Here is a 20,960-nt window from a genome sequence, read left to right as displayed (position 1 = left end):
ATCGAGGGGAGGTCGTCGGTCGGCGACGTACGGGGTGTCGTGAGTCGGACGGGAAGAGGCGAGCCGGTCTGCCGCTGCTGCACGAACCGGCCCGCCCCTTCGGCATCGTCTCAGTGGACGAGGGCGGCCTCCGCCTCGTCCCAGGCGGGGTTCAGGTCTTCCTTCTTCCCTCGGATGAGGAGGAATCCGGTGAGAGAGGCCGCGACCATGGTCACTGCTGCGGCCAGGAACACGGCCTTGTAGCCGTCGGTGAATGCGGTGAGCTCGGCCGTTCCGGACGCGATGGCGGAGTCCGCGGTGCTCGCGTAGAACACGGTGAACACCGCGAGACCGATGGACCCGCCGATGTGGAAGACGGAGTTGACGACGGCGGAGGCCACTCCGGCGTCCTCGTTCTCGACCCCGAGAAGGGCGAGGTTCTGGACGGGCACGAAGAGCATGGAGAGTCCGATTCCGAGCACGACCAGGGCGGGCAGGACCTGGAGGAAGTAGTTCCCGTCCGGGGTGATGCCGAGGAGCAGGAAGAGCCCTGCTGCCGAGACGAGCGGCCCGACGATCATCAGGGGTCGGGGGCCGAACGTGTTGAGGATCTTCGTGGTGACGGGCGAGAACGCCATGATCGCGACGGTCATGGCGAGGTTCGCGAGTCCTGCCATCAGCGGTCCCATTCCGAGCACGATCTGGAAGTAGAACGCGAGATAGAGGATGGCCCCGATCATCACGGCGCCATTGGCGGCCTGGATCAGGATCGCGCCGCCTCGCACACGACGCAGGATGACGCGCAGGGGCAGCAACGGCTGGTCGACCGTGCGTTCGATGAGCACGAAGACGGTCAGCAGGACGATGCCGAGTGCGAGGAAGGCGACGGTGTCGATCGCGCCCCATCCGTGCTCGGCTCGGGTGAACCCGTAGACGATCGCGCCCAGTCCCAGGGTCACGGTGACGGTTCCCCAGACGTCGTAGCGGTTGTCTCCTTCCGCCTTGCTCTCGCGAAGCACGAGAGCCCCGCCGACGAGGCCGAAGGCGACGAAGATGAGGTTGACGAAGAGGCACCAGCGCCAGTCGGTGAATTCGGTGAGCACGCCGCCCAGGATCAGGCCGATTGCGGCTCCGGATCCGGCGACCGTGCCGAAGACGGCGAAGGCGAGATTGCGCTCCTTGCCGTGGGCGAACGTCACGGTGAGCATGGCGAGTGCGGCGGGGGCGAGCAGTGCCGCGAAGGCGCCCTGGACGCCGCGAGCGATGACGAGTTCCATGCCGCTCTGCGACAGTCCGGCCCAGAGCGAGGCCGCTCCGAAGCCGATCATTCCGACCATGAAGGTGCGCTTGCGGCCCCAGTAATCGGCGATCCGACCGCCCAGAAGGAGAAGTGCTCCGAAAGCGAGGGCGTAGGCGGTGACGACCCACTGGCGCAGGCTGTCGCTCATCCCGAGATCCAGTTGGGCCTGAGGCAGGGCGATGGTGACGATCATCGTGTCGAGGACGACGACGAGCTGGGTCATGGCGAGAACGGCGAGCGCCCACCAGCGGGCGTTCGGCTTGTCCGCGATTCTGGACATGAAGAAACCTCCAGGCTTCTGAGGAATGAAGTCGCTGGAGGTTTTCAGCCTCGGATCCCGCACCGGCAGTGCATCTGACCGCCCGCAGCTCCGAAGCTGGGCAGGTCGTTACCGTACCACAACTGTACAATCATGAATGTACAGTTGCTTCCTGATTCGTCGACCGTGACAGCCGTCCCTCCGGCTGCAGTCCGTCGTCAGGACGGCTCGACACCGAGGGGGTCGAGCCTCGCCTTCCGACGTCGGCAGGAGAGGATGGCAGACTGGCGGCCGACGCTGTCGCACCCGCTCGTGCGGTGACGCGTCGACACCCTCCGGGCGCCTCAGCACCCGCCGTCCCTAGCCGCTCACTCGGACCGAGGGAGCGGCGGAATCGATCACGACATGGAACCGAACCCGCCCAGCGGTGAGGGGGTCCTGGCTTCTCCTCGGACGTCTCCTCGCGCGACGCGACCCAACAACCGGACTCGGATCCTCGACGCAGCGGTCCGTGTCGCGGCGAGGGAAGGTTCTGTTCGCGTCACGCTCGAAGCGACTGCCGAAGAGGCTGGGCTGACACGCGGTGGAATGATGTACCACTTCCGCGATCGAGCCGATCTCGCCCATGCTCTCCAGGAGCACGTCGCGGCCGGCTGGGAAGCCCAGCTGATCGACGTCGCGGGGAAGACCGCGGACGAGGCCACCTTGACGGAGCGCGTGAGTGCCTACGTCACCGTCGCCCTGACGCCGTCGACGCACATGCAGATCGGACTCCTCCAGGCCACGGGCAGCGACACCGCTCTCCGAGCGCCGGTAGCGGAGGTGCGCCGAAGGTGGACGCCCTCCGCAGAGGAGACCGCGACCGATCCGATTGCTCTCCGCCAGTTCATCGCCTGCCTTGCGGCTGACGGCCTGTGGTCGCACCACTCCCTCGGAGGCGATCGGATACCGGACGACACTCGAGCCGCGGTGATCTCCGAGATCGTCCAGCTCTCCAGCCCGGGGTGATGCACGAAGGGCACTTTCCGGCGCGAGGCGGATCCCGGTCGGAGGAGCTCGACCGGGACCGAGACTCTTCCTTCTGCGGTCGAGGATCAGGACAGGCCTGTCCCCGGACCCGGCTCCTGGGTCGAGGCGAGCCCCAGGCCGGCCTCGCACTGCTGAGGATGCAGCAGTGACGGCCTCCTCGAGGAGCGCCGCCATCGCGTCGCGCCACGGCAGCACGGTCGCGAACGCGGCGCCCAGGATGGTCGGCGACGCCTCGTGCTGCCCCGGAGCGCCCAGGACGCAGCCGGAGGCGACGTCCATGTCGAAGTCGCGCCACGTGGAGCGTCACCGACACGACCGATCCGACGACGGCCGACCAGGAGACGTCCCGCGTGCGCCCGCACAGGCACTCGGCTCGTCAGCGGGACAGCAGCGCGACGTGGATCTCCTCGGCGAGGAGGTCCAGTGCTCTGGCGTGGGACGCCAGGAAGGCCCGGCCGTCGCGCGTGATCGAGAAGCGCTCGATGCGCTGCAGCGGGGTCCTCCTGCCTCTCTCGAGGAGCACCAGACCCCGGCGGGAGAGCCGCAGGAGGCGCTTGCGCACCTCGACGACATCGACACGGTCACCGGAGCGGTGGTCGAGAACCTCTCGGAGGCGGGACTCGCCGCGGTTCTCGCCGGTCGCGAGCGCGATCAGGATGAAGACGTCGGTGCTGCAGTCGAGCCCGCAGGCTCCGCAGCGGTTCGTGCACCGCGCAGAGCGTGCCAGGGACACGAGGAATCGATCGAGGCGCATCACGGGTGTCTCCTGGGGAACGGCGGTCTCCTGCTGCAACGAGAGGAACGGGCCGGACCGGTCACGGTCGGCCCGCATCCGGGAGTCCGCTCAGGAGAGGTTCGCACATCAGCGATCGGTCCGGACAGCAGGATACGGCCCGATCGCCGCCCCGGTCCGCAGCCGGTGGTGATGCCGCCGCGGCGGGATCGTCGGGCGATCAGGGTCGAGGACCCGTCCGTACGGCGCAGGGGGGCTCAGGAGAGAGGGAGGGCGTTGCCGTTGATCAGCAGGAGGTCGTGTCCTCCGACCGCAGCTGCGCTGCCGGCCGCTCCGTCGTCCTTCTCCTCGGTGAGGGTGTGCGACTGCGCGACCTTCGTCAGCACGGGCCCGATGGTCGGGACCGTCCCGGTTCTCACTCTGTGGTGCATCTCGTCGGTCGTCCTTCTGAGGTGGCGGCACTGCAGGGCGGCGCAGTGCCGGTCGGGGGCGGGGCGACGAGGGAGCGGGCGATCGTGGCGCCCGCTCCCTCACCATCTCAGCGGCAGCTGCGCGCCGGGTAGTCGACGCTCGTCTGCGTGCTGACCGTCTTCCCGTCGACGACGGCCTTTCCTGTCGCGGCCACCGACCCCGCGGGGATCGAGACCGCTCGGGTGGTGACGGCGCTCGACGCGGACGATCCCGGCGCGACTCCGGTCACGGTCTTCGAGCCGAAGGCGGTGACGGTCGTGATGTCCATGATCGAGCGGCTGTCGTTCTTGACCACAGTGGTCAGGACGACCTTCCCGCTGACGCAGCGGGTCGACGCCGTGGCGGTCACGGTCAGGGGCGACGTGACGGTGACCTTGGCGGTCACAGTCCGGTTCGCGGGTGCGACCTCCTCCGTCGGCGTCAGGTCGAAGACCGGCCGGCCGTCGGCGGCGTAGTGGATGCGGGCGAGACGGGTGTCGCGGCCGTCACCCCCGACTCCGTTGCCCCAGGTGTGGTAGACGTACACGTCGTTGCCGTCCTCGTCCTGGGTGACGGCTCCGTGGCCGGGACCCTGCTCGTAAGTGCGGTAGTCGAGGACGCCGTCGGGCATAGGAACGCTCTGCAGGAGCGGGGCGTCGTACTTGGTCCAGCTCGCGATGTCGGTCAGGTCACTGCCCTCCTTCGCCCAGGCGCCGCCCACGATGTACTTCGGGCTGACGCCGCTGCTGGAGTAGACGAGCGTGATCCTCCCGTCGCGCTGGATCGCGAACGCTCCCTCGGACAGGTGGTCCTCGAACGTCAGCGAGGGCACGATGATCGGGGTCGGCTCGCCGATGACGCGGGTGGGGTTCGCGGGATCGACCTTGGCGATCCAGGTCGCCGGGTCGCTCACTCCGTTGTCGACGTAGCGCTGGGACCAGGCGTAGTACGCAGTTCCACCGGACTCGAAGTAGGTCATGTCGAGGCTGATGTTGCGTCCCGTGCCGGGGCGTCCGAGGGCGCTCCCATCGCTCTTCACGACGGCGCGCGGCGCGCTCCAGTCGGAGGGGTTCGCGGGGTCTCCGCCGTCGCGCAGCTGCATGATGTGCGCCTGCACCGTGAACCACTGACCGTTCTGGTTCGACTGGTCGTTGTCCGGGTTGAAGCACGGGGCGAACAGGATGGAGAGCTTGCCGCCGATCTCGTGGATCTCGGGGGCCCAGTAGCAGCCCGCGATCACCTTGCCCTCGGCGGTGCGGTCCATCCGCGTGGTGCGGTTGAGGAGGTCCACCTCACGGGCCCGTCCGCCGTTGTCGTCGCTGAGCTGGTCGATGCTGTCGGCGACCCGGATCGGCAGGTGCTGCGAGGCGACGTTGTTGTTGTTCGTGTCGTCCGTGGCGGTGAAGAGGTACTGCGTCTTCCCGTTGCGCTCGTAGCGGTAGATCGTCGGATCCGCGCGGTTGTAGGCGAACGGCTCGTTGTACTGCCGCTGGCGGACGGTCCCGGAGAGGTCGTACGTTCCCGGGCCCTTCGCGGCGAGGTCGGCGAGCTGCTGCTGGTTCCAGTCGATGCCGAGGCTGCCGGTCGAGCCGTCGTTGTAGGAGAGCTGCGCCTTCACTCCGGACAGGGCGGAGGTATCGCCCTGATCGATCGTCTGCGGTGCGACCGAGGATCCGGTGTTGACCGTGCGGCCGAACCTCTTCACGAGCGAGTCGGCGACGGAGCCGGAGACCGTCAGCGCGCCGCCCGGCAGAGCGTCGGCGACGCGGCCCGGGACTCCGGAGAGGTCGGGAGCGGCGACGGTGGCGGGGCTTCCTCCGAGGACCGCACCGCGGTTCCCGTCGGTCACGACGACGCTGCGACGGCCGCCGTCCTTCGGCCAGAACGCCTGCGCGCGGAGCTCGGTGCGGGCGAGGTCCGTGACGGTCGTGTACTTCGCCGCCCCGGAGGAGTCCGTCCAGGAGACGAGGTAGCGGTTCTGGTCCGTGTCGAAGACGGCCTTCGGCGCGACGACGCCGCCGGTGGTGCCGAGGTCGATGAGGCCGAGCTCGGTGAAGTCGGACGCGGTGGCGTCCGTGGCCTTGAAGATCAGAGCGCTCGAGGCCCCGGTGCCGTCGGACGCGCCCGACTGCAGGACGCGCGTGGCGATCACGCCGACGGTGCCGTCGGCGAAGGTGAACAGCGAGGGGTTCGCGAGGCCGCGGTTGTCGGCCTTGTCGGTTCCGAGGAAGACCCCGTCGGCGAAGAGGACTCCCGAGTTGCCCGAGAGCGGTGCTGCGTCGGCGACGGACGAGCCGAGTGCCAGGTGGAGGCCGCGGGCGATCGTGTCCTGGTTCGCCTTGTCCTCGCCGGTCGGCGTCCGGGTGTACGACACCACGGTCTTCGCCGTGGAGGCGCTGAGGACGGTGGTGCGGAAGGTCTTCGTCAGCGTGGTGGCGCCGACCTTCACGGAGGCGGTGAGCGCGAGTGCCCGGTCGGTCGCCGAGTCGTTCACGAGGCGGCTGCCGGACAGGCCGGCACCGTCCGCGCTCCACGACACGGTGTAGCCGGCGACCGTGGGAAGAGCGGTTCCGGAGGCGACGGTCGGCGGGACGACGAGGGCGGTGCGCAGGCGCGCCGTGGCGTCGGCCTCGGTGTCGGCGGCGACGGTGACGGTTCGCGCGGTGCCGGTGGCGGCGGATCCGGCGAACGTCGCGGTCGGGGTCAGGGTCACGGTGGCGTTCGCCGAGCCGGGTGCCGGGCGGCGCACGGAGCCGTCGGTGCCGATCACCGCGGGGTCGCTGCTCGCCCAGGTGAGGACGGAGCCGCCCGCGCCGCGGGTCGGGAGGGAGAGGTCGCTGGTGACGGGTCCGGTCACGGCGATGGTCGCCGCGGCGGCGTCCGATGCAGCGATCGCGGCAGCGGCCGGAGCCGCGTCCTCGCGCACCTGGTCCTGGGTCAGTGCGGAGGAGTAGACGTGCACGTCGTCCATCGCCCCGGCGAAGAGAGGGTCGGGGCCGTAGAACGACTTGCCGAGGAGGCCGGAGAAGGCGGAGGTGCCGACAGTCGCCGCTCCGGTCGCGGAGGTCGGGGTGGTCTGGGCGAGCCGGCCGTCGACGTAGGTCGAGACGCTGACGCCGCTGCGCAGGACCACGGCGACGTGGCTCCAGCGGCCGGTGGCGGCGGGACCGGAGTCGGCCGCGCGCTGCTCCGAGCCGTTCTTCACGGCACCGATCAGGCTGCTTCCACACTGGGGCGTGGTGAAGAGGTACCGCTCGGTCGACTGCCCGAGCGCGTACGCCCAGCTGCAGTTCTGGTTCCCCTCCCAGCGCAGCCAGGCCGACATGGTCACGTCGGTGGTGGCCGCCGTGGTCAGTCCCGGCGCGATCTCGGCGTAGGCGGCGGAGCTGCCTGCGGCGCCGCCGGGGAGGCGGAGTGCGCGGTCGGTGCCGCCGCGCGGACCGGCGACGGTCGTCGCTCCGGTCCCGCGTACGGTGGCGGAGCGGCCCGCAGCGGAGTCGGTCAGGGTCGTGCCCGCGCCCACGGCGGAGCCGACGGCGGCGGACGAGGAGAAGTCGTAGGAGAGGACCGGGCTGGGCACCGCGGCCTGTGCGGGTGCCGCGCCGAGCGCAGCCCCTCCCGCTGTCAGGCTCGCGGCGACCAGGAGGGCCGTCGTGCGTCGGAACCGCATTGTTCGTCTACTTCCGTGGGAGAGGTGGATGCGGGGAGCACGGACCCAGGGTCCATGCTCCCCTGCTCCGGTGGCCGGAGGCCCCGGAACGGAGGAGGTCAGGGGAGGGGCGGCTGGACGCCGCCCCTCCCCTGTCACCGGCCTAGCGGCAGGTGAGCGCCGAGTACGGCGCGGTGGCCGTCCTGGTGCCGTTCGCGTCCTTCGAGGCGACGCTCACCTCGCCCGCGGTGACCGAGGCCGCCCGGGTGGTGAAGGCGGCGGACACGGACTTGCCGGGAGCGACCCCGGCGAAGGTCCTGCTCCCCCACTGCGAGCCGACGGTCATCTCGACCGTGGAGCCGCTCGTGTTGGTGCCGGTCGCGGTGACCGTCACCTTGCCGGCGACGCAGCGGCTCGCGGCCGAGGCCGTCAGCGACGGTCCGGGAGGAGCCGTGGCGGTGATGGTGGCGATGGCCGGCGTCGCTGCCGAGTTGGCGAGCTGTCCGCGCACCTGCACGGTGTCGCCCGCCTTCTTCAGCGAGCTGAGATCGGCGGTCGCCCACGTCACGGCGACCGTCTCGCGGTGGCCGTCCTTGAACGTCGCGCCCACCGTGGCGGGCAGGTCGACGGTGGTCGATCCGGCCTGAACGGTCCGCGCCACGGCGTCGATCGAGGTCACCAGGAGCGACGGGTTCCACTTCGCGGCGAGCCCGTCGCGCTCCTTCGCAGTGATGGAGACGACGGATCCGTGGCGGGGCGACGTCGGCAGCGAGAAGCTGCTGGGGATCGTCCACTGGATGTCGCCCTCGAGCGAGTTCGTGCCGAGCGGGATGTAGCCGCGTCCGCCGTAGTTGTCGGTCCAGAGGAAGTACTTGTACCCCGCCCGGTCGCCCTCGTTGGTCTTGAAGATCTCGGGACCCTCGACCTCCGGCGTTCCGGCGGTGCGGCCGATGCAGGTGTCGATGAGGCTCCACGCACCGGAGGCGGTGGTGGCGCGGAGGTTCGTCGACTTCTGTCCGATGATGTCGGGCGAGGGGCAGCCGCTGGTCTGGGTCGCCTTCGTGAAGCGGTAGTAGGTGTCGCCGTCCTTGAGCATCGTGGCGTCGATCAGTCCGTTGCTCTTGTTGAGCGAGGGGACGTCAGCCGCCTTGAACCAGACCTCGGGGGTGGTGAAGTCGCGGAAGTCGCGGGTGGTGGACGTGAGGATCTGCGGTCCGTTGCCGTCCTCGACGTTGCGCGTGCTGTCGGTGAAGAGGGCCGAGGTCCAGTAGACGACGTAGGCGTCGATGGTGGGGTCGTAGGTGGCCTCCGGTGCCCAGGTCATGCCCGCGTTGGGCAGGTTGACCTCGACGTGGCGCTGCTGGCCCCAGTTGACGAGGTCCGTGGACTCCCAGATCTCGAGGTAGCGGCTGCCGCGGTTGGTCGATCCGCCGAAGCCGGTGGTGCCGACGGAGAGGTCGGTGGCCATCAGGAAGAAGCGGTCGCCCTCCTTCGAGCGGAAGACGAACGGGTCGCGCAGCCCCTTCGTGCCCATGGTGGAGGTGAGGATCGGCTGGGCGTCGTTCAGGGTCTTCCACGTGAGCGAGTCGTTGCCGTCGGAGGTCGCGAAGCGGATCTTCTCGCCTTCGATGCTGTCGCCGGTGAAGTACGCGAACAGGTACGCGTCGAGGTCACTCGCGGCCACGGGAGCCGCGGCCGGAACGGTGCGCGTGAGCGTCCGCACGAGGGGCGTGGTGCCGGGCACCGTGACCGTCGCGGTGAGGGTGACGGTGGTGTCGGCGGACGGACGCGTGAGCGAGCCCTTCGCGACGACGTTCGGCGCGGTGCCCTTGTCGGCGGAGGTGATGACGGCCTCGTTCGACGAGGTCCAGCTGACCACGGCGCTGGAGCTGTTCGCGCGCGCGGCGGTGGCGGCGACGTCGGCTCCGGTCGAGGGCAGGTTCAGGCTGCCGCGCACCGGTCCGGCGAGAGCGGGATCGTTGCTGATGCCGTCGGCGACGGCCCGGGCGAGCTCGGCCTCGGCGCTGTCACCGGCGGCGTACGCCGGGACGAACACGGTGGTGGCACGGCCGACGACGGTGATGCCGCCGTGGACGGCGGTCGGGGTCAGCGTGACGGTGGCGTCAGGGCTGCCCGCGGCGGGCCGGGTGACGACGCCGCTGGTGCTGACGACGCCGGGGGCGCTCGACGTCCAGGTGATCGTGGAGCCGTTGGCGCCGGTCGTGGGGAGGGCGAGGTTCGAGGTCACGTTCGAGGTGTCGCCGAGCGAGACGGCGGCGTCCTGGTTCGCGAGCACCGAGTGCACGGACGCGGCGCTCTGCTGCACCTGGCCGGCGGTGAGCGCGGAGGTCCAGACCTGCATGTCGTCGATCGCGCCGGCCCAGTAGGCGTCCGCGCCGTAGAAGGACTTGCCGAGGAAGCCGGAGAACGTGGAGGTGCCGATCGCCGAGGCGGCGGTGAAGGTCGTGCTGCCCTGGCCGACGAGAGCTCCGTCGAAGTAGGTCGAGACCGACTGGCCGCCCTTGACGACGACCGCCATGTGCACCCAGCGGTTCGCGGCGACCGGAGTGTTGCCTGCGGCCCGCACCTCGGAGCCGCTCTTGATCGCGCCGAAGCCGGCCGGTCCGCACTTCGTGGTGGAGAGGACGTGGGAGTCGACGCTGGAGCCGAGCGTGAAGGGCCAGGTGCAGTCCGGAGCACCGCTCCAGCGCAGCCAGGCGGACATCGTGACGTCCTGCGTGCCGGCGGGGATCAGGCCCGGAGCGATCCGGACGTGCGGCGCGGCCGACGTGCTCGATCCGCCCGGGAGCGAGAGAGCGCGGTCGGTGGAGGCGCCGGAGGGGCCCGCGACGCTGGTCGCGCCGGAGTTGATCAGGGTCCCGGGGTGGTTGCCCGGAGCGGAGTCGGCGACGACGGCTCCGTTGGCGAGCGTCGCGCCGATGCCGTCGAACGAGTACTGCAGCGCAGGAGCGGGGACCGTCTCGGCGGCACCGGCGGCCCCGATCGGTCCGAGGACGCCGCCGAGGCAGGCGATGGCGAGCGTCAGCGCGGCGCCCGCTCGAGGGAGGCGTGAGCGCCGGGTGCGCTCCTGCCGGGGGGTTCGTGACATGGGGGGGTCCTTCAGGTGAGGGGTCGGAGGGGGAGGACGGAGCCCGCGCGATCGGCCGGCGGAGTGGTGTGTCCGGCGTCCGTCTGGCGGGGAGGGAATCGCCGGGAGGCGGCCCGGGACGCGGGCCTGGCGACCCGTGATCGGGAGGCGGAGGTCGACGTGCGTGCGAGGACGGGACGTCGCGCGCTGCGGGCGCCGACCGCGGTCACCGCGTGGGAGGTGTCGGCGGGGCCGACAGTCATCGGGGCCGGGCGTGGGCCTGCGGCGGGAGGGTGCGGCGGGAGGGTGGTGCTGTCGTCATCATCGACGTTCCTCTCAGGTTCGCCTTCGAACCGGTCGGAGTGGGACGCGAGGCGCGAGGACGCGCTTGCCCACTTCAGGTGACACCGTACCGACTTTTGTTAACGGTAACAATGGCGGATTCCCGGGGATGCCGCAGCAGCGGCGAGTGTGAGCGCTCTCTCCCTGCGAGCACGGGGATCCGCGTCGACGGATCACCCTCGCCCGGCGGGGCTCGGACCGGATCCGCTCGAGACCGGCACTTGACACCGGCTCCGCGACCGGTCGATGGTTGTCCACGTCAACATGCAGGTCGTGATCAGCTTCCCATCCCACTCGGAGCGTCGGCGCTGACGCGTCCCGCGGCGGGACGACCGGATCACCATCCCGGTCGCTCCGGCGCATCCTCTGCCGTGCTCCGACCCCTTCGGACACGGCTCCTTCCTGCGACCCTCACCCGCGTCCCTCCGGGGACGCCGGATGTCTGTGAAAGGCACCCATGTCCCGGACAACGAAGTCCCACCCCTCCAAGCGCCTGATCGGCGCCCTGATCGCGGCCGTCGTCGGCATCACGACCTTCGGCATCAGCTCGCCCGCCTCTGCAGCCACCGCCCCGGTCGGCCTCGGATCGGCGCAGGAGATCCGCAACCAGCACAGCAGCATGTGTCTCGACGACTTCGACTTCGGCACTCAGCCCGGAGCCGAGGTGCGGCAGTGGAGCTGCACCGAGGGGAGCAACCAGCGCTGGCAGGTCACCGACCTCGGCACAGGCTACGCCGAGATCAAGAACACCTTCAGCAACCTCTGCCTCGACAACTTCGACTTCGGCACCACCCCGGGCTCGGAGGTGCGGCAGTGGAGCTGCAACGGCAGCACCGCCCAGCAGTGGCGGATCACCTCCGTCGGCGGAGGCTACGCCGAGATCGCCAATCGGCACAGCGACCTCTGCCTCGACAATAACGACTTCCGCCAGCTCGACGGCTCCCCCATTCAGCAGTGGACCTGCACCGGCTCCAAGGCCCAGCGCTGGGCACTGACCGATCCGACCGTGCAGAAGATCACCTGGACGCTGAACCGCGTCGCGAGCCCGACCGCTGACGAGGCCGACGCCTACGCCCGCATCACCGACGCGATGGACCGCGCCGTGGCCCGCTACAACCGCCTCAGCAACATCTCCCGCTCCCTGACCGTCTCGTACAGCCCCGGAACCCCGACGGCCGATGCGAACATCTACGGCCAGATCCGCTTCGGCAAGGAGCGCGTCTACATGGTGGAGGGCACCGCCATGCACGAGATCTCGCACACCGTGGGCTTGGGCACGTCGACCACCTTCAACACGAACTGCGAGAACAGCAGCTGGGACTCGGCCCTGGCACTGCTGCGCACCTGGGACGGACCGGACGCGACGATCCAGTGCACCCCGGGTCACATCTTGAACTACGGCCTCAACTACAACAGCGAGTTCAGCCAGCTGAACCTCGATCGCCACGTGAAGCTGGTGCAGTCCATGCTCAGTGACGGCATGTAGCCGTCACTCGAGGCACGCCCGAACGAGCATCCTCGCCGCCCCTCGCGGGCGGCCGGCGCCGGCGGGGCGGGGAACCAGAGCCCTCCACCCCGCCGGCGCCGCATGCCCCGATGTCTCCCTCCGGAGGCGCGGGGCAGCGGAGCGCTCGGGAGTCGAGGAGGGCCCCTCGACCGGGTGGTCGCAGCCGACGTGCCGGACGCCGCACCCTGGGGAGGGGGCGTCCGGCACGTCTTCCTCGTGTCCGCGCCGTCCGGTCCGCCGGACCCCCCCGGAGGCGCATGACGGGCGGCGTCTGCGGGCGCTAGCGGTTCTGCTCGACGGTGCTCGGCGCGGTCCGGTGCGTCTCCGGCGCCTCCGTGCCGACGGGCTCCGCCTCCCCGCTCGCCGCGGCCTCCCGCAGGTACTGCGCCGACATGACGCGGTAGGAGCGGGTGAGCATCGCCGCGCCGGCCGCGATGATCATGACGACTCCGCCGACCAGGAACACCAGCGCGATCCCCCGGCCGATGCCGTCGCCGAGCAGCCCGCCGAACGCCGAGCGCCCGGCCGGCGACTCCATGTACGGGATGAGCGCGAACTCGGCGATCGGGGCGATGAGGAACGACGTGATCGGAGCGGCGGCCGACTCGAACGCCGCCGCGAAGCCGAAGACGCGCCCCTGGGTCTCGAAGGGGACGACCTTCTGGATCACCGTCTGCTCGGCGGCCTCGACCGCCGGGATCAGGGTCATGTAGATCCAGATGCCGCCGGCGTAGAGCCACCACCAGTCGCGGAGGGTGAAGACCGCGCCGATCAGGCCCATCGCCATCACGAGCAGCAGCATCGTCCGGATCGGGTTCCTCCCGAGACCGAACCTCGCGACGAGCAGACCGCCGATGACGAAGCCGCTCGCCGTCACTCCGAGCACCACGCCCCACAGCTCGACCGGGAACAGCTCGAGGCCGTACGGGTCCATCAGCGCCATGTAGACGCCGCCGATCAGGTTGTTGAACGTCGAGAAGACGATGAGCGCGAACAGCCCGGTCGCCGCCCGCACCGCGGTGATGCTGCCGCGGAGATCGATCAGCGGCGCCCTCTCCCCCGTCGGCGCGGGCCGGTCCTCCAGGATGCGCAGGAAGAGGAGGTGCAGGAGCGCGGCGGCGGAGAGGCCGATCGCGATCACCAGCGTCCACCCCATGCCGAGCAGGCCGATGGCGAGCCCGCTGAAGACGCTCGTCACCACGAAGGCGAGGCCCTGCACCGTGCCGACGAGGCCGTTCGCGCGGGCGTGCCCCTCCACCGGGACCAGCAGGGTCACCGTCGTGGACAGGGCGATGTTGCGCATGTTCTCGATGACGGCGCCGAAGAGGATCGTGCCCGAGAACACCCAGAACCAGGGGGCGCGGAAGTCCAGGAGCGCCGCCTCGGGCAGCGCGAGGAAGAGACCGCCCGCGACGCCGAAGGACACCAGCGTGACCGCGCCGGCGAACACCATGACGCGGAACTTGCGGTGCCGGTCCACGATCGTGCCGAAGGCCATCGCGAAGACCGCGACGAGCAGCATGTAGGCGCCGCCGATGATCCCGGTCGCCAGGACGGAGCGCGTCTCGAGGTACACCCAGAACGTGAGCGCGAACCAGAGGAAGCTCGTCGTCACGTTCGCGACGGCGGTGTTGAGGAGGATCTGGTGGAAGTCGCGGAGCCTCGTCGAGGCGTCGACGGCGGGTCCGGGCACGGGGGCGGTCGAGGACACGGCTTCCCTCCGCTCGCGACGGCGCCGTCGGTCCCGCGGCGGGAGTCGAGGGTCGTCGCAGCCACTGTAGGACCGCGCCGTCGGCGAGTCGAGAGGGGCCGGGCGTCCGGCGGGGATGCGCTGCCGCCTCCCGCGCGGACGCGGGCGCCGCCGCCCTCGCGACCCGGATCAGCGGGCCTCGGGGGCGGCGGCGCCGACGGGTCAGACGATGGCGGCGCGGAGGGCCGCGGCGGCCTCGCCGACGTCCGGGGCGCCGTAGATGGCCCCGCCCGCGACGGCCACGAGGGCGCCGGCGCGCTGCACCGACTCGATGGTGGCGGTGCTCACGCCGCCCGCGACCGAGAACGGCACGCCGGAGGACTCGCCGTCGCGCAGCAGGGTCTCGAAGGTGAAGCCCTCCTCTGCCTGCTCGTCCAGACCGGCGTGCATCTCGACGAACTCGGCGCCGAGGGCGACGACCTCGCGGGCGCGGGCGGCCTTGTCGGGCACGCCGATGAGGTCGACGACGACGCCCTTGCCGTGCTTCCTCCCGGCGGCGATCGCGCCGGCGATGGTGCTGTCGCCGGCGACGCCGAGGACCGTCACGAGGTCGGCGCCGGCCGCGAAGGCCATGTCGGCCTCGAGCTCGCCCGCGTCCATCGTCTTGAGGTCGGCGAAGACCGTCTTGTCGGGGTGCGCCTCCTTGATGGCGGTGATGGCGGAGAGGCCGGCGCTCTTGATGAGCGGGGTGCCCAGCTCGAGGATGTCGACGTGCGGGGCGGCGGCAGCGGCGAGCTCGAGGGCGGCGTCGGTGCTGAGGGTGTCCATGGCGAACTGGAGCTTCACGGGGTTCTTCTTCCTGTCGAGGTGGGGAGTCGGGTCATTCGAGGTTCGCGTGGCGCGGCCAGAGCTCGTCGGCGCTGTCGCCGCGGCGCTGCCAGAGCGCGTGGAACAGGGCGTCGCCGGTGAGCACGACGACCTGCTCGAAGAGCCCGCCGGAGTACTGCGCCGAGGCGGCGCCGGAGCGGTCGAGCTTGTCGGCGGCGGGCACGACCACCACGGCGGAGGCGAGCCCGGCCAGCGGGGAGTCGGCGGCGGTCGTGATCGCCGCGACCCGCGCTCCGGCGTCGACGGCGGCCTGCGCGGCGCGGACGATGCCCCCGGTGGTGCCGGAGCCGCTCGCGGTGAGCAGCACGTCGCCGCCGCGGATCGCCGGGGTCGTCACGTCGCCGACTACGTGCACCACGAGTCCGAGGTGCATGAGGCGCATGGCGGTCATCCGCAGGGCGAGGCCGGAGCGGCCGGCGCCGTGGACGAAGACGCGGTCGGCGCCGGCGAGCAGCTCGAGGACGGGCTCGAGCCGGTCGGTCGTCAGCGAGGCGGTCGCGGCGGACACCTCGGCGGCGATCACGGCGAGCGCCTCTGCGGGGTCGGTGGTGCGGTCGTCAGCGGGCATGGGTCCACAGTGCGCCCGGCGACCGGATCCGCGCGCCACCTGATCGAGGAGGCCCACCTACCCGATCGGGTGGGCGGTGCCGCTCGCGGGTAGGACGGGTAGGTTCGGGGGATGAATCCCGCCGAGTCCCCCGCCTCCCGCACCCTGCTGCAGCAGCACGCCCGCACAGTGGCCGAGCAGGCCGACCGGCACGCGGTGGCGCTGGAGTCGGTGCTCGCCGCCCTGCGCGCCGAGCGCCTCGACGACCGTGCGGCCCGCACCATCGCGATCGACATCGCCGCGAACGCCCTGGTCGAGCTGCGCACCGCCTCGGACGAGCAGCGCAGCGCGATGCTGGAGCCCGTCGTGGGCGCGTTCGCGCGGCTCCGGAGTGACCTGCGTCCGCTCGTGCGCTTCGGCGACCTCGACGTGCAGTTCGTCGAGCCGCCCGCCACCGGGCGCGCCCTCCCCGGCGAGGTGGCGCACGCGGCCCGCGCGATCGTGCGGAGCGCCGTGCTGGCCTTCGTGGAGTCGGAGCAGACGCGCCGGGTGCGGATCCAGTGGGACTGCGACGGGCTCAACCTGCTCATCGAGATCCGCGACGACGGCCGGGGCGAGCTGACGACCCGCGACGACGCCCTGCGCCCGATCGCCGAGCGCGTCCGCGGGCTCGACGGGGAGCTCTCGGTCGCGTCGACCGCGGGCTGGGGGTCGACCCTGTCGATCCGCCTCCCCCTCGATCCGCCGGCGCAGCCCGACGGGCTCGACCTCGCCGAGCTCAGCGCCCGCGAGCGGGAGGTGCTGAACCTGATCACGCTCGGCGCCTCGAACCAGCGGATCGCGGACGACCTCGGCATCAGCGGCAACACCGTGAAGTTCCACGTGTCGAACCTGCTGCGCAAGGCCGGGGCCCGCACCCGGGCGGAGCTGGCGGCGCTGGCGCGCTGATCGATCCGGGTGCCCCGTCCTCGCAGAGCCGTCCTCGCAGAGCCACCCCCGGACGCACGGACGGGCCGCGGCGGCCGCCGAGGGTCTCCCCCTCTGCGGCGCCGCGGCCCGTCCGGCCGATCAGCGCGTCCCGATCACTCGCTCCGGAGCAGCCCGAAGCGGAACCGACCGGAGCCGTCGAGCGTGTCGTCGATGCCCGAGATCGTGGAGGAGGCGATGACGGTCTCCGTGCCCTCGAGGAGCGGCGCGGTGATCGCCTTCTCCGCCGCGAGGCGCTGCGCCTCCTCGATCGCCGCGGTGCGCTCGTCGCCGGGGGCCAGGCTCCGCTCGCGCAGCACGACCTCGTTGTAGGCGTCGTCCTTCACGGCGGCGCCGAGGATGGAGGGGGCCTCGTCGGTGCCGTAGAGCAGGTTCAGGTAGTTGTCCGAGTCCGGGTAGTCCGCGAACCAGCCCTGCTGGTAGAGCGGGTAGGAGGTCGACTTCTCCTTCACGTACTGCGTCCACTCCGTCGACTGCAGGTCGACCGTGAACAGCCCGCTGCGCTCGAGCTGGTTCTTGATGAGCGCGTACTCGTCCGAGGTGCTGGAGCCGTAGTGGTCGGTGTTGTACTGCAGCTTGAGGTCGACGGGACCGGTGATCCCGGCCGCCTGGAGCGCGGCGGCGGCCTCGTCCGCGCTGGGACCGCCGCTCCCGTCGCCGAAGGCCTGCTCGTACGCCGGCGTCGATCCGGTCAGGGCGCTGGGGACGATCGAGTAGACCGGCGCGTAGGTGCCCTTGTAGACCTGGTCCGACAGCTCGTCGCGGTCGATCAGGTCGGCGACGGCGGTGCGGACGGCGAGCGCCTTGTCGGCGTCGGCCTCGGAGGTGGCGGAGCCGTAGGGCATGGTCTCGGGGTTGAAGACCAGGAAGCGCATCTCGGCACCGGGACCGGAGTGCACCGTCAGGCCCTCCTCGCCGCGGAGGTCCTCGGTGTCGGTCGCGTTCAGCGTGCGGTAGGCGACCGCGATCTCGCCGCGCTGGATGTCGAGCTTGAGGTTGCTCTCGTCCGCGTAGTAGCGGACGATCACGGACTCGTTGGCGGCGGCGCCGAGGAGGCCGTCGTAGGAGTCGTTGCGGGTGAGCTGCACGAGCGAGTTCAGCGTGTAGCTCGTGATGGAGTACTGCCCGCTGAAGGCGTCGCCGGCGACGATGTCGTCGTCGGTGGTGAGGGAGTCGGCCGAGAAGACGTCCTCGTCGACGATCGCGGCGGCGGGGCTGGTGAGGATCTGGGGCCAGAGGGCGTTGTCCGGGGTGGCCAGTGTGAAGACGACGGTGGAGTCGTCCTCCGCCTCGACCGAGACCATGTCCGAGAGCAGCGACGAGGGGCCGTTCGGAGCGGCGATCGCCACCTGGCGCTCGAAGGTGAAGACCACGTCCGAGGCGGTGAGCGGATTGCCGTTGGCGAAGGCGGCGTCCTCGCGCAGGGCGACGCGGTAGTGGGTCGGGTCGGTGAACTCGGCCGAGGCCGCGAGGTCCGGCACGGGATCCGTCGATCCGGGGGCGGAGGTCAGCAGCCAGGAGAAGACCTGGTTCTGAAGCGTCGCCGAGCCGAGATCCCAGGAGCCGGCGGGATCCAGGGCGGTGACCTTGTCCGTGGTCCCCAGGAGGATCCCGGGGGGCGCCTGGGCGCCGGTGGTGCCCGGCGAGCAGGCGGTGAGGGCGACCGGCGTCGTGCCGTCGCGGTTCCTGCTACTCGAGCAGCTTGCCCGCGGTGGCGACCTCGCCGCTGATCAGCGCCTGGATCTCCTCCGGCACCGCGGGGATCTCCTCGCGCGTGATCCCCGTGGAGGGCGACCAGACGAGGTTCACCTGGAGGGCCGGGTCGATGTCCGGGTAGTCGCTGCGGTTGTGGCAGCCGCGGCTCTCCCGGCGCTCGAGCGCTGCCTCGAGGGTGGCCCGCGCGGCCATCGCGGCCGACTTGAGGTCGAAGGCGTGGGCGAGGTCCTGGAAGCCGGCGATGTCCGGGTGCACGCCGATGTCGGCGATGCGCGCCTCGATCGCGTCCAGCTCGGCGAGCCCGGCGAGCAGGCCCTCCTCGTCGCGGACGACTCCGGCGTGCTCGGTCATCGTGTTGCGGATCGCGCGCTGCAGGGCGCGGACGTTCTCGGTGCCGTCGGCCGCGAGCAGGCCGGCGATCTCGTCGCGGGCGACCTGAACGGACGCGGCCGAGCGGGTCTGGGCGGTCAGCGAGGCGGAGTACTCCGCCGCCGCCTGCCCGACGATCCGGCCGAACACCAGCAGCTCGATCAGCGAGTTGCCGCCGAGGCGGTTGGCGCCGTGCAGTCCGCTGGAGGCCTCTCCGATCGCGTAGAGCCCGGGGACGTCGGTGCTGTGGTCGTCCGAGCGCACCCAGACCCCGCCCATCGAGTAGTGCGCCGTGGGCGCGATCTCGATCGGGTCCTTCGTGATGTCGAGCATCTGCAGCTCGAGCATCGTCTGGTACACCCGCGGCAGCCGGGTCATGATCGTCTCGCGCGGCAGGTGCGAGACGTCGAGCCAGACCCCGCCGTTCGGCGTGCCGCGACCCTCCTTGATCTCGGTGTAGCAGGCGAGGGCGACGCGGTCGCGGGTCGAGAGCTCGAGGCGCTCGGCGTCGTACTTGCCCATGAAGCGCTCGCCGAGGCCGTTGCGGAGGATGCCGCCCTCGCCGCGCGCGGCCTCGGAGATCAGCGTGCCCGCCGCGTTCTCGGGCTCGATGATGCCCGACGGGTGGAACTGGACCAGCTCCGGGTCGCGCAGCCGCCCGCCGGCCTCGACGGCCAGGCGGAACGAGTCGCCCGTGTTCTCGTCCCGGCGGGAGGAGGTGCGGCGCCAGATGCGGTTGTGCCCGCCCGCGGCGAGGATCACCGCATCCGCGTGGATCAGGTAGCGGGTGCCGTCGACGAGGTCGAAGCCGTAGGCGCCGAACACGGCTCCGTCCTCGTTGACGAGGATGCGCGTGACGTACACGGTGTCCAGGATCGGGATCTCGAGCTGGGCGGCCCGGTTGACGAGCGTGCGCTGGATCTCGAGGCCGGTGTAGTCGCCCGCGAAGGCGGTCCGGCGGTAGGTGTGCGCGCCGAAGAAGCGCTGCGAGATGCGGCCGTCGTCCTCGCGGGCGAACGGCATGCCGTAGCGCTCGAGGTCCTGGATGCCGCGGGCGGCGTTGGAGGTGACGATCTCGACCGTGTGCGGGTTGGCGAGCTGGTAGGACTCGGTGATGGTGTCGGCCGCGTGCTGCTGCCAGCTGTCGTCGGGGTCCATCGTGGCGAGGGCGGCGTTGATGCCGCCGGCAGCGAGGGAGGTGTGCGCGTCCGACTTCGAGCGCTTGCCGAGTGCGAGGACGTCGACGCCCGCCTCGGCGAGCTCGATCGCGGCGCGCAGGCCCGATCCGCCGGTGCCGATGACGAGGACTGAGGTGGAGATCCGGCGCTCCGGTGCGGTGGTCTCTGAAGTGGCCATGCCTCCACGCTAGGCACGGCGCTTCGATTACTCCAATGCATAATGCTGGGCACGGCCATGCGCATAGGGTATGCATATGGATCTCGAGCAGCTCACCGGATTCGTCGAGGTCGCCCGCCTCGGCAGCTTCACCCGCGCCGCCGAGGAGCTGCATCTCGCGCAGCCCTCGCTGAGCCGCCGGATCGCCGCGCTGGAGCAGGACCTCGGCTCCGAGCTCTTCCACCGGGCGCGTTCCGGCAGCACCCTCACACCGGCCGGGGAGCTGCTGCTGCCGCTCGCCCGGCGCATGCTCGCCGACGCCGGATCGGTGCGCCGCGAGCTGGCCGAGCTGGCCGGACTCGAGCGCGGCCGGGTGCGGTTCGGCGCGACGCCGACGCTCTGCATCAGCCTCGTCGCGGAGGTGCTGCACGCGTTCCACTCCGCGCATCCCGCCGTGGAGCTGCACCTCGCCGAGGACGGGTCGCGGAGCCTCTTCGACCGGCTGGCACGGGGCGAGCTCGACCTGGCGCTGGTGACGACCTCGACCGCGGCCGCTCCCGGCGCCTTCACGGTGACGCCGCTGCTCGTCGAGGAGCTCGTCGTGGTCTCCTCCGCCGCGGAGCCTCCCCTCGCCGCGACCGGTGCGCTCGACCTGGCGGCGGTCGCCCGCCTCCCGCAGATCGTCTTCAACTCCAGCTACGACCTGCGCCGCACGACCGACGCCGCGTTCGCCGCCGCGGGCCTGGAGCCGGACGTGGTGCTGGAGGGCGCCGAGATGGACGCGGTGCTGCGCTTCGCCGAGCGGGGCCTCGGCGTCGCGGTCGTCCCGGCGATGGTGCTGCAGGGGCGCCCGGGGCTGCGCTCGATCCGCCTCGAGGAGCCGACGCTCGAGAAGCCCACCCTGACCCGGACGATCAGCCTCGCGCGCCCGGCGGACCTCGCGCCGACCGCCGCGGCGCGGGTCATGCAGCGCACCATCGCGGCGACCGCCCGCGCCTTCGCCGCCCAGGCCGGCGGAACGATGCGCCTGGCCGACGCCCGCTGACCGAGCTGGGGTCTCGAGGCGCCGCTGCTCGACCAGCAGTACGGCGA

At 71.3% G+C, this 20,960-nt stretch carries 14 protein-coding genes; 4 read left to right on the top strand and 10 right to left on the bottom strand.

What is annotated here, in order from left to right; genetic code table 11:
* Window positions 1-110 precede the first annotated feature (110 nt).
* Window positions 111-1,559, bottom strand: coding sequence for an MFS transporter (locus C5B98_RS02210; protein ID WP_104226024.1), 1,449 nt, complete (start codon window positions 1,557-1,559; stop codon window positions 111-113).
* A 384-nt stretch (window positions 1,560-1,943) separates the two neighbouring features.
* Between C5B98_RS02210 and C5B98_RS02205 the strand changes: the two genes are divergently transcribed.
* Window positions 1,944-2,546, top strand: a complete 603-nt coding sequence (locus tag C5B98_RS02205) for a TetR/AcrR family transcriptional regulator (RefSeq protein WP_104327235.1) — start codon at window positions 1,944-1,946, stop codon at window positions 2,544-2,546.
* 397 nt (window positions 2,547-2,943) lie between these two features.
* Here C5B98_RS02205 and C5B98_RS02200 read toward each other — a convergent pair whose 3' ends face one another.
* The 4 genes from C5B98_RS02200 to C5B98_RS02190 form a co-directional block, all read right to left on the bottom strand.
* Window positions 2,944-3,324, bottom strand: coding sequence for a hypothetical protein (locus tag C5B98_RS02200; RefSeq protein ID WP_146076480.1), 381 nt, complete (start codon window positions 3,322-3,324; stop codon window positions 2,944-2,946).
* Window positions 3,325-3,557: 233 nt separating this feature from the next.
* The gene (locus C5B98_RS17180; protein WP_258059766.1) at window positions 3,558-3,686 is read right to left on the bottom strand and encodes a hypothetical protein; all 129 of its coding nucleotides are present in this window, start codon (window positions 3,684-3,686) and stop codon (window positions 3,558-3,560) included.
* A gap of 152 nt (window positions 3,687-3,838) precedes the next feature.
* Entirely contained in the window at window positions 3,839-7,420 is a 3,582-nt protein-coding gene (locus C5B98_RS02195) for a family 43 glycosylhydrolase (RefSeq protein ID WP_104224391.1), read from the bottom strand.
* Window positions 7,421-7,562: 142 nt separating this feature from the next.
* Entirely contained in the window at window positions 7,563-10,508 is a 2,946-nt protein-coding gene (locus C5B98_RS02190; protein WP_104327234.1) for an immunoglobulin-like domain-containing protein, read from the bottom strand.
* A gap of 778 nt (window positions 10,509-11,286) precedes the next feature.
* Between C5B98_RS02190 and C5B98_RS02185 the strand changes: the two genes are divergently transcribed.
* Window positions 11,287-12,315, top strand: a complete 1,029-nt coding sequence (locus C5B98_RS02185) for an RICIN domain-containing protein (RefSeq protein WP_104327233.1) — start codon at window positions 11,287-11,289, stop codon at window positions 12,313-12,315.
* Window positions 12,316-12,616: 301 nt separating this feature from the next.
* On the opposite strand, the gene C5B98_RS02180 is transcribed toward C5B98_RS02185, so the two are convergent.
* The 3 genes from C5B98_RS02180 to hxlB all read right to left on the bottom strand — a co-directional run bounded on the left by C5B98_RS02180 (window position 12,617) and on the right by hxlB (window position 15,482).
* On the bottom strand, window positions 12,617-14,047 hold the full coding sequence (locus C5B98_RS02180) for an MFS transporter (RefSeq protein WP_104327232.1): 1,431 nt from the start codon (window positions 14,045-14,047) through the stop codon (window positions 12,617-12,619).
* 201 nt (window positions 14,048-14,248) lie between these two features.
* Window positions 14,249-14,872 (bottom strand): 3-hexulose-6-phosphate synthase, encoded by a 624-nt coding sequence (gene hxlA / locus C5B98_RS02175; RefSeq protein ID WP_104224387.1) that lies wholly within the window; start codon window positions 14,870-14,872, stop codon window positions 14,249-14,251.
* A 34-nt stretch (window positions 14,873-14,906) separates the two neighbouring features.
* Complete coding sequence (gene hxlB / locus C5B98_RS02170; RefSeq protein WP_104249685.1) at window positions 14,907-15,482, bottom strand: 6-phospho-3-hexuloisomerase; 576 nt, start codon at window positions 15,480-15,482, stop codon at window positions 14,907-14,909.
* Between the two features lie 111 nt (window positions 15,483-15,593).
* Between hxlB and C5B98_RS02165 the strand changes: the two genes are divergently transcribed.
* Window positions 15,594-16,409: a response regulator transcription factor family protein gene (locus tag C5B98_RS02165; RefSeq protein ID WP_104327231.1), complete on the top strand. Its 816-nt coding sequence runs from the start codon at window positions 15,594-15,596 to the stop codon at window positions 16,407-16,409.
* 134 nt (window positions 16,410-16,543) lie between these two features.
* On the opposite strand, the gene C5B98_RS02160 is transcribed toward C5B98_RS02165, so the two are convergent.
* Window positions 16,544-17,929, bottom strand: a complete 1,386-nt coding sequence (locus C5B98_RS02160) for an ABC transporter substrate-binding protein (protein ID WP_258063414.1) — start codon at window positions 17,927-17,929, stop codon at window positions 16,544-16,546.
* A gap of 208 nt (window positions 17,930-18,137) precedes the next feature.
* Window positions 18,138-19,889 carry an L-aspartate oxidase gene (locus C5B98_RS02155; protein WP_104327229.1) on the bottom strand — a complete coding sequence of 584 codons (1,752 nt, stop codon included), beginning with the start codon at window positions 19,887-19,889 and terminating at the stop codon, window positions 18,138-18,140.
* Window positions 19,890-19,959: 70 nt separating this feature from the next.
* On the opposite strand from C5B98_RS02155, the gene C5B98_RS02150 reads away from it, so the two are divergent.
* Complete coding sequence (locus C5B98_RS02150) at window positions 19,960-20,913, top strand: LysR family transcriptional regulator (protein ID WP_104327228.1); 954 nt, start codon at window positions 19,960-19,962, stop codon at window positions 20,911-20,913.
* Window positions 20,914-20,960: the final 47 nt, after the last annotated feature.

The sequence above is a fragment of the Rathayibacter sp. AY1A5 genome (assembly GCF_002930875.1).
Lineage (GTDB): Bacteria > Actinomycetota > Actinomycetes > Actinomycetales > Microbacteriaceae > Rathayibacter.
The sequence above is the reverse complement of the archived record's forward strand: the minus strand, read 5'-3'. Positions and strand labels throughout refer to the sequence as shown.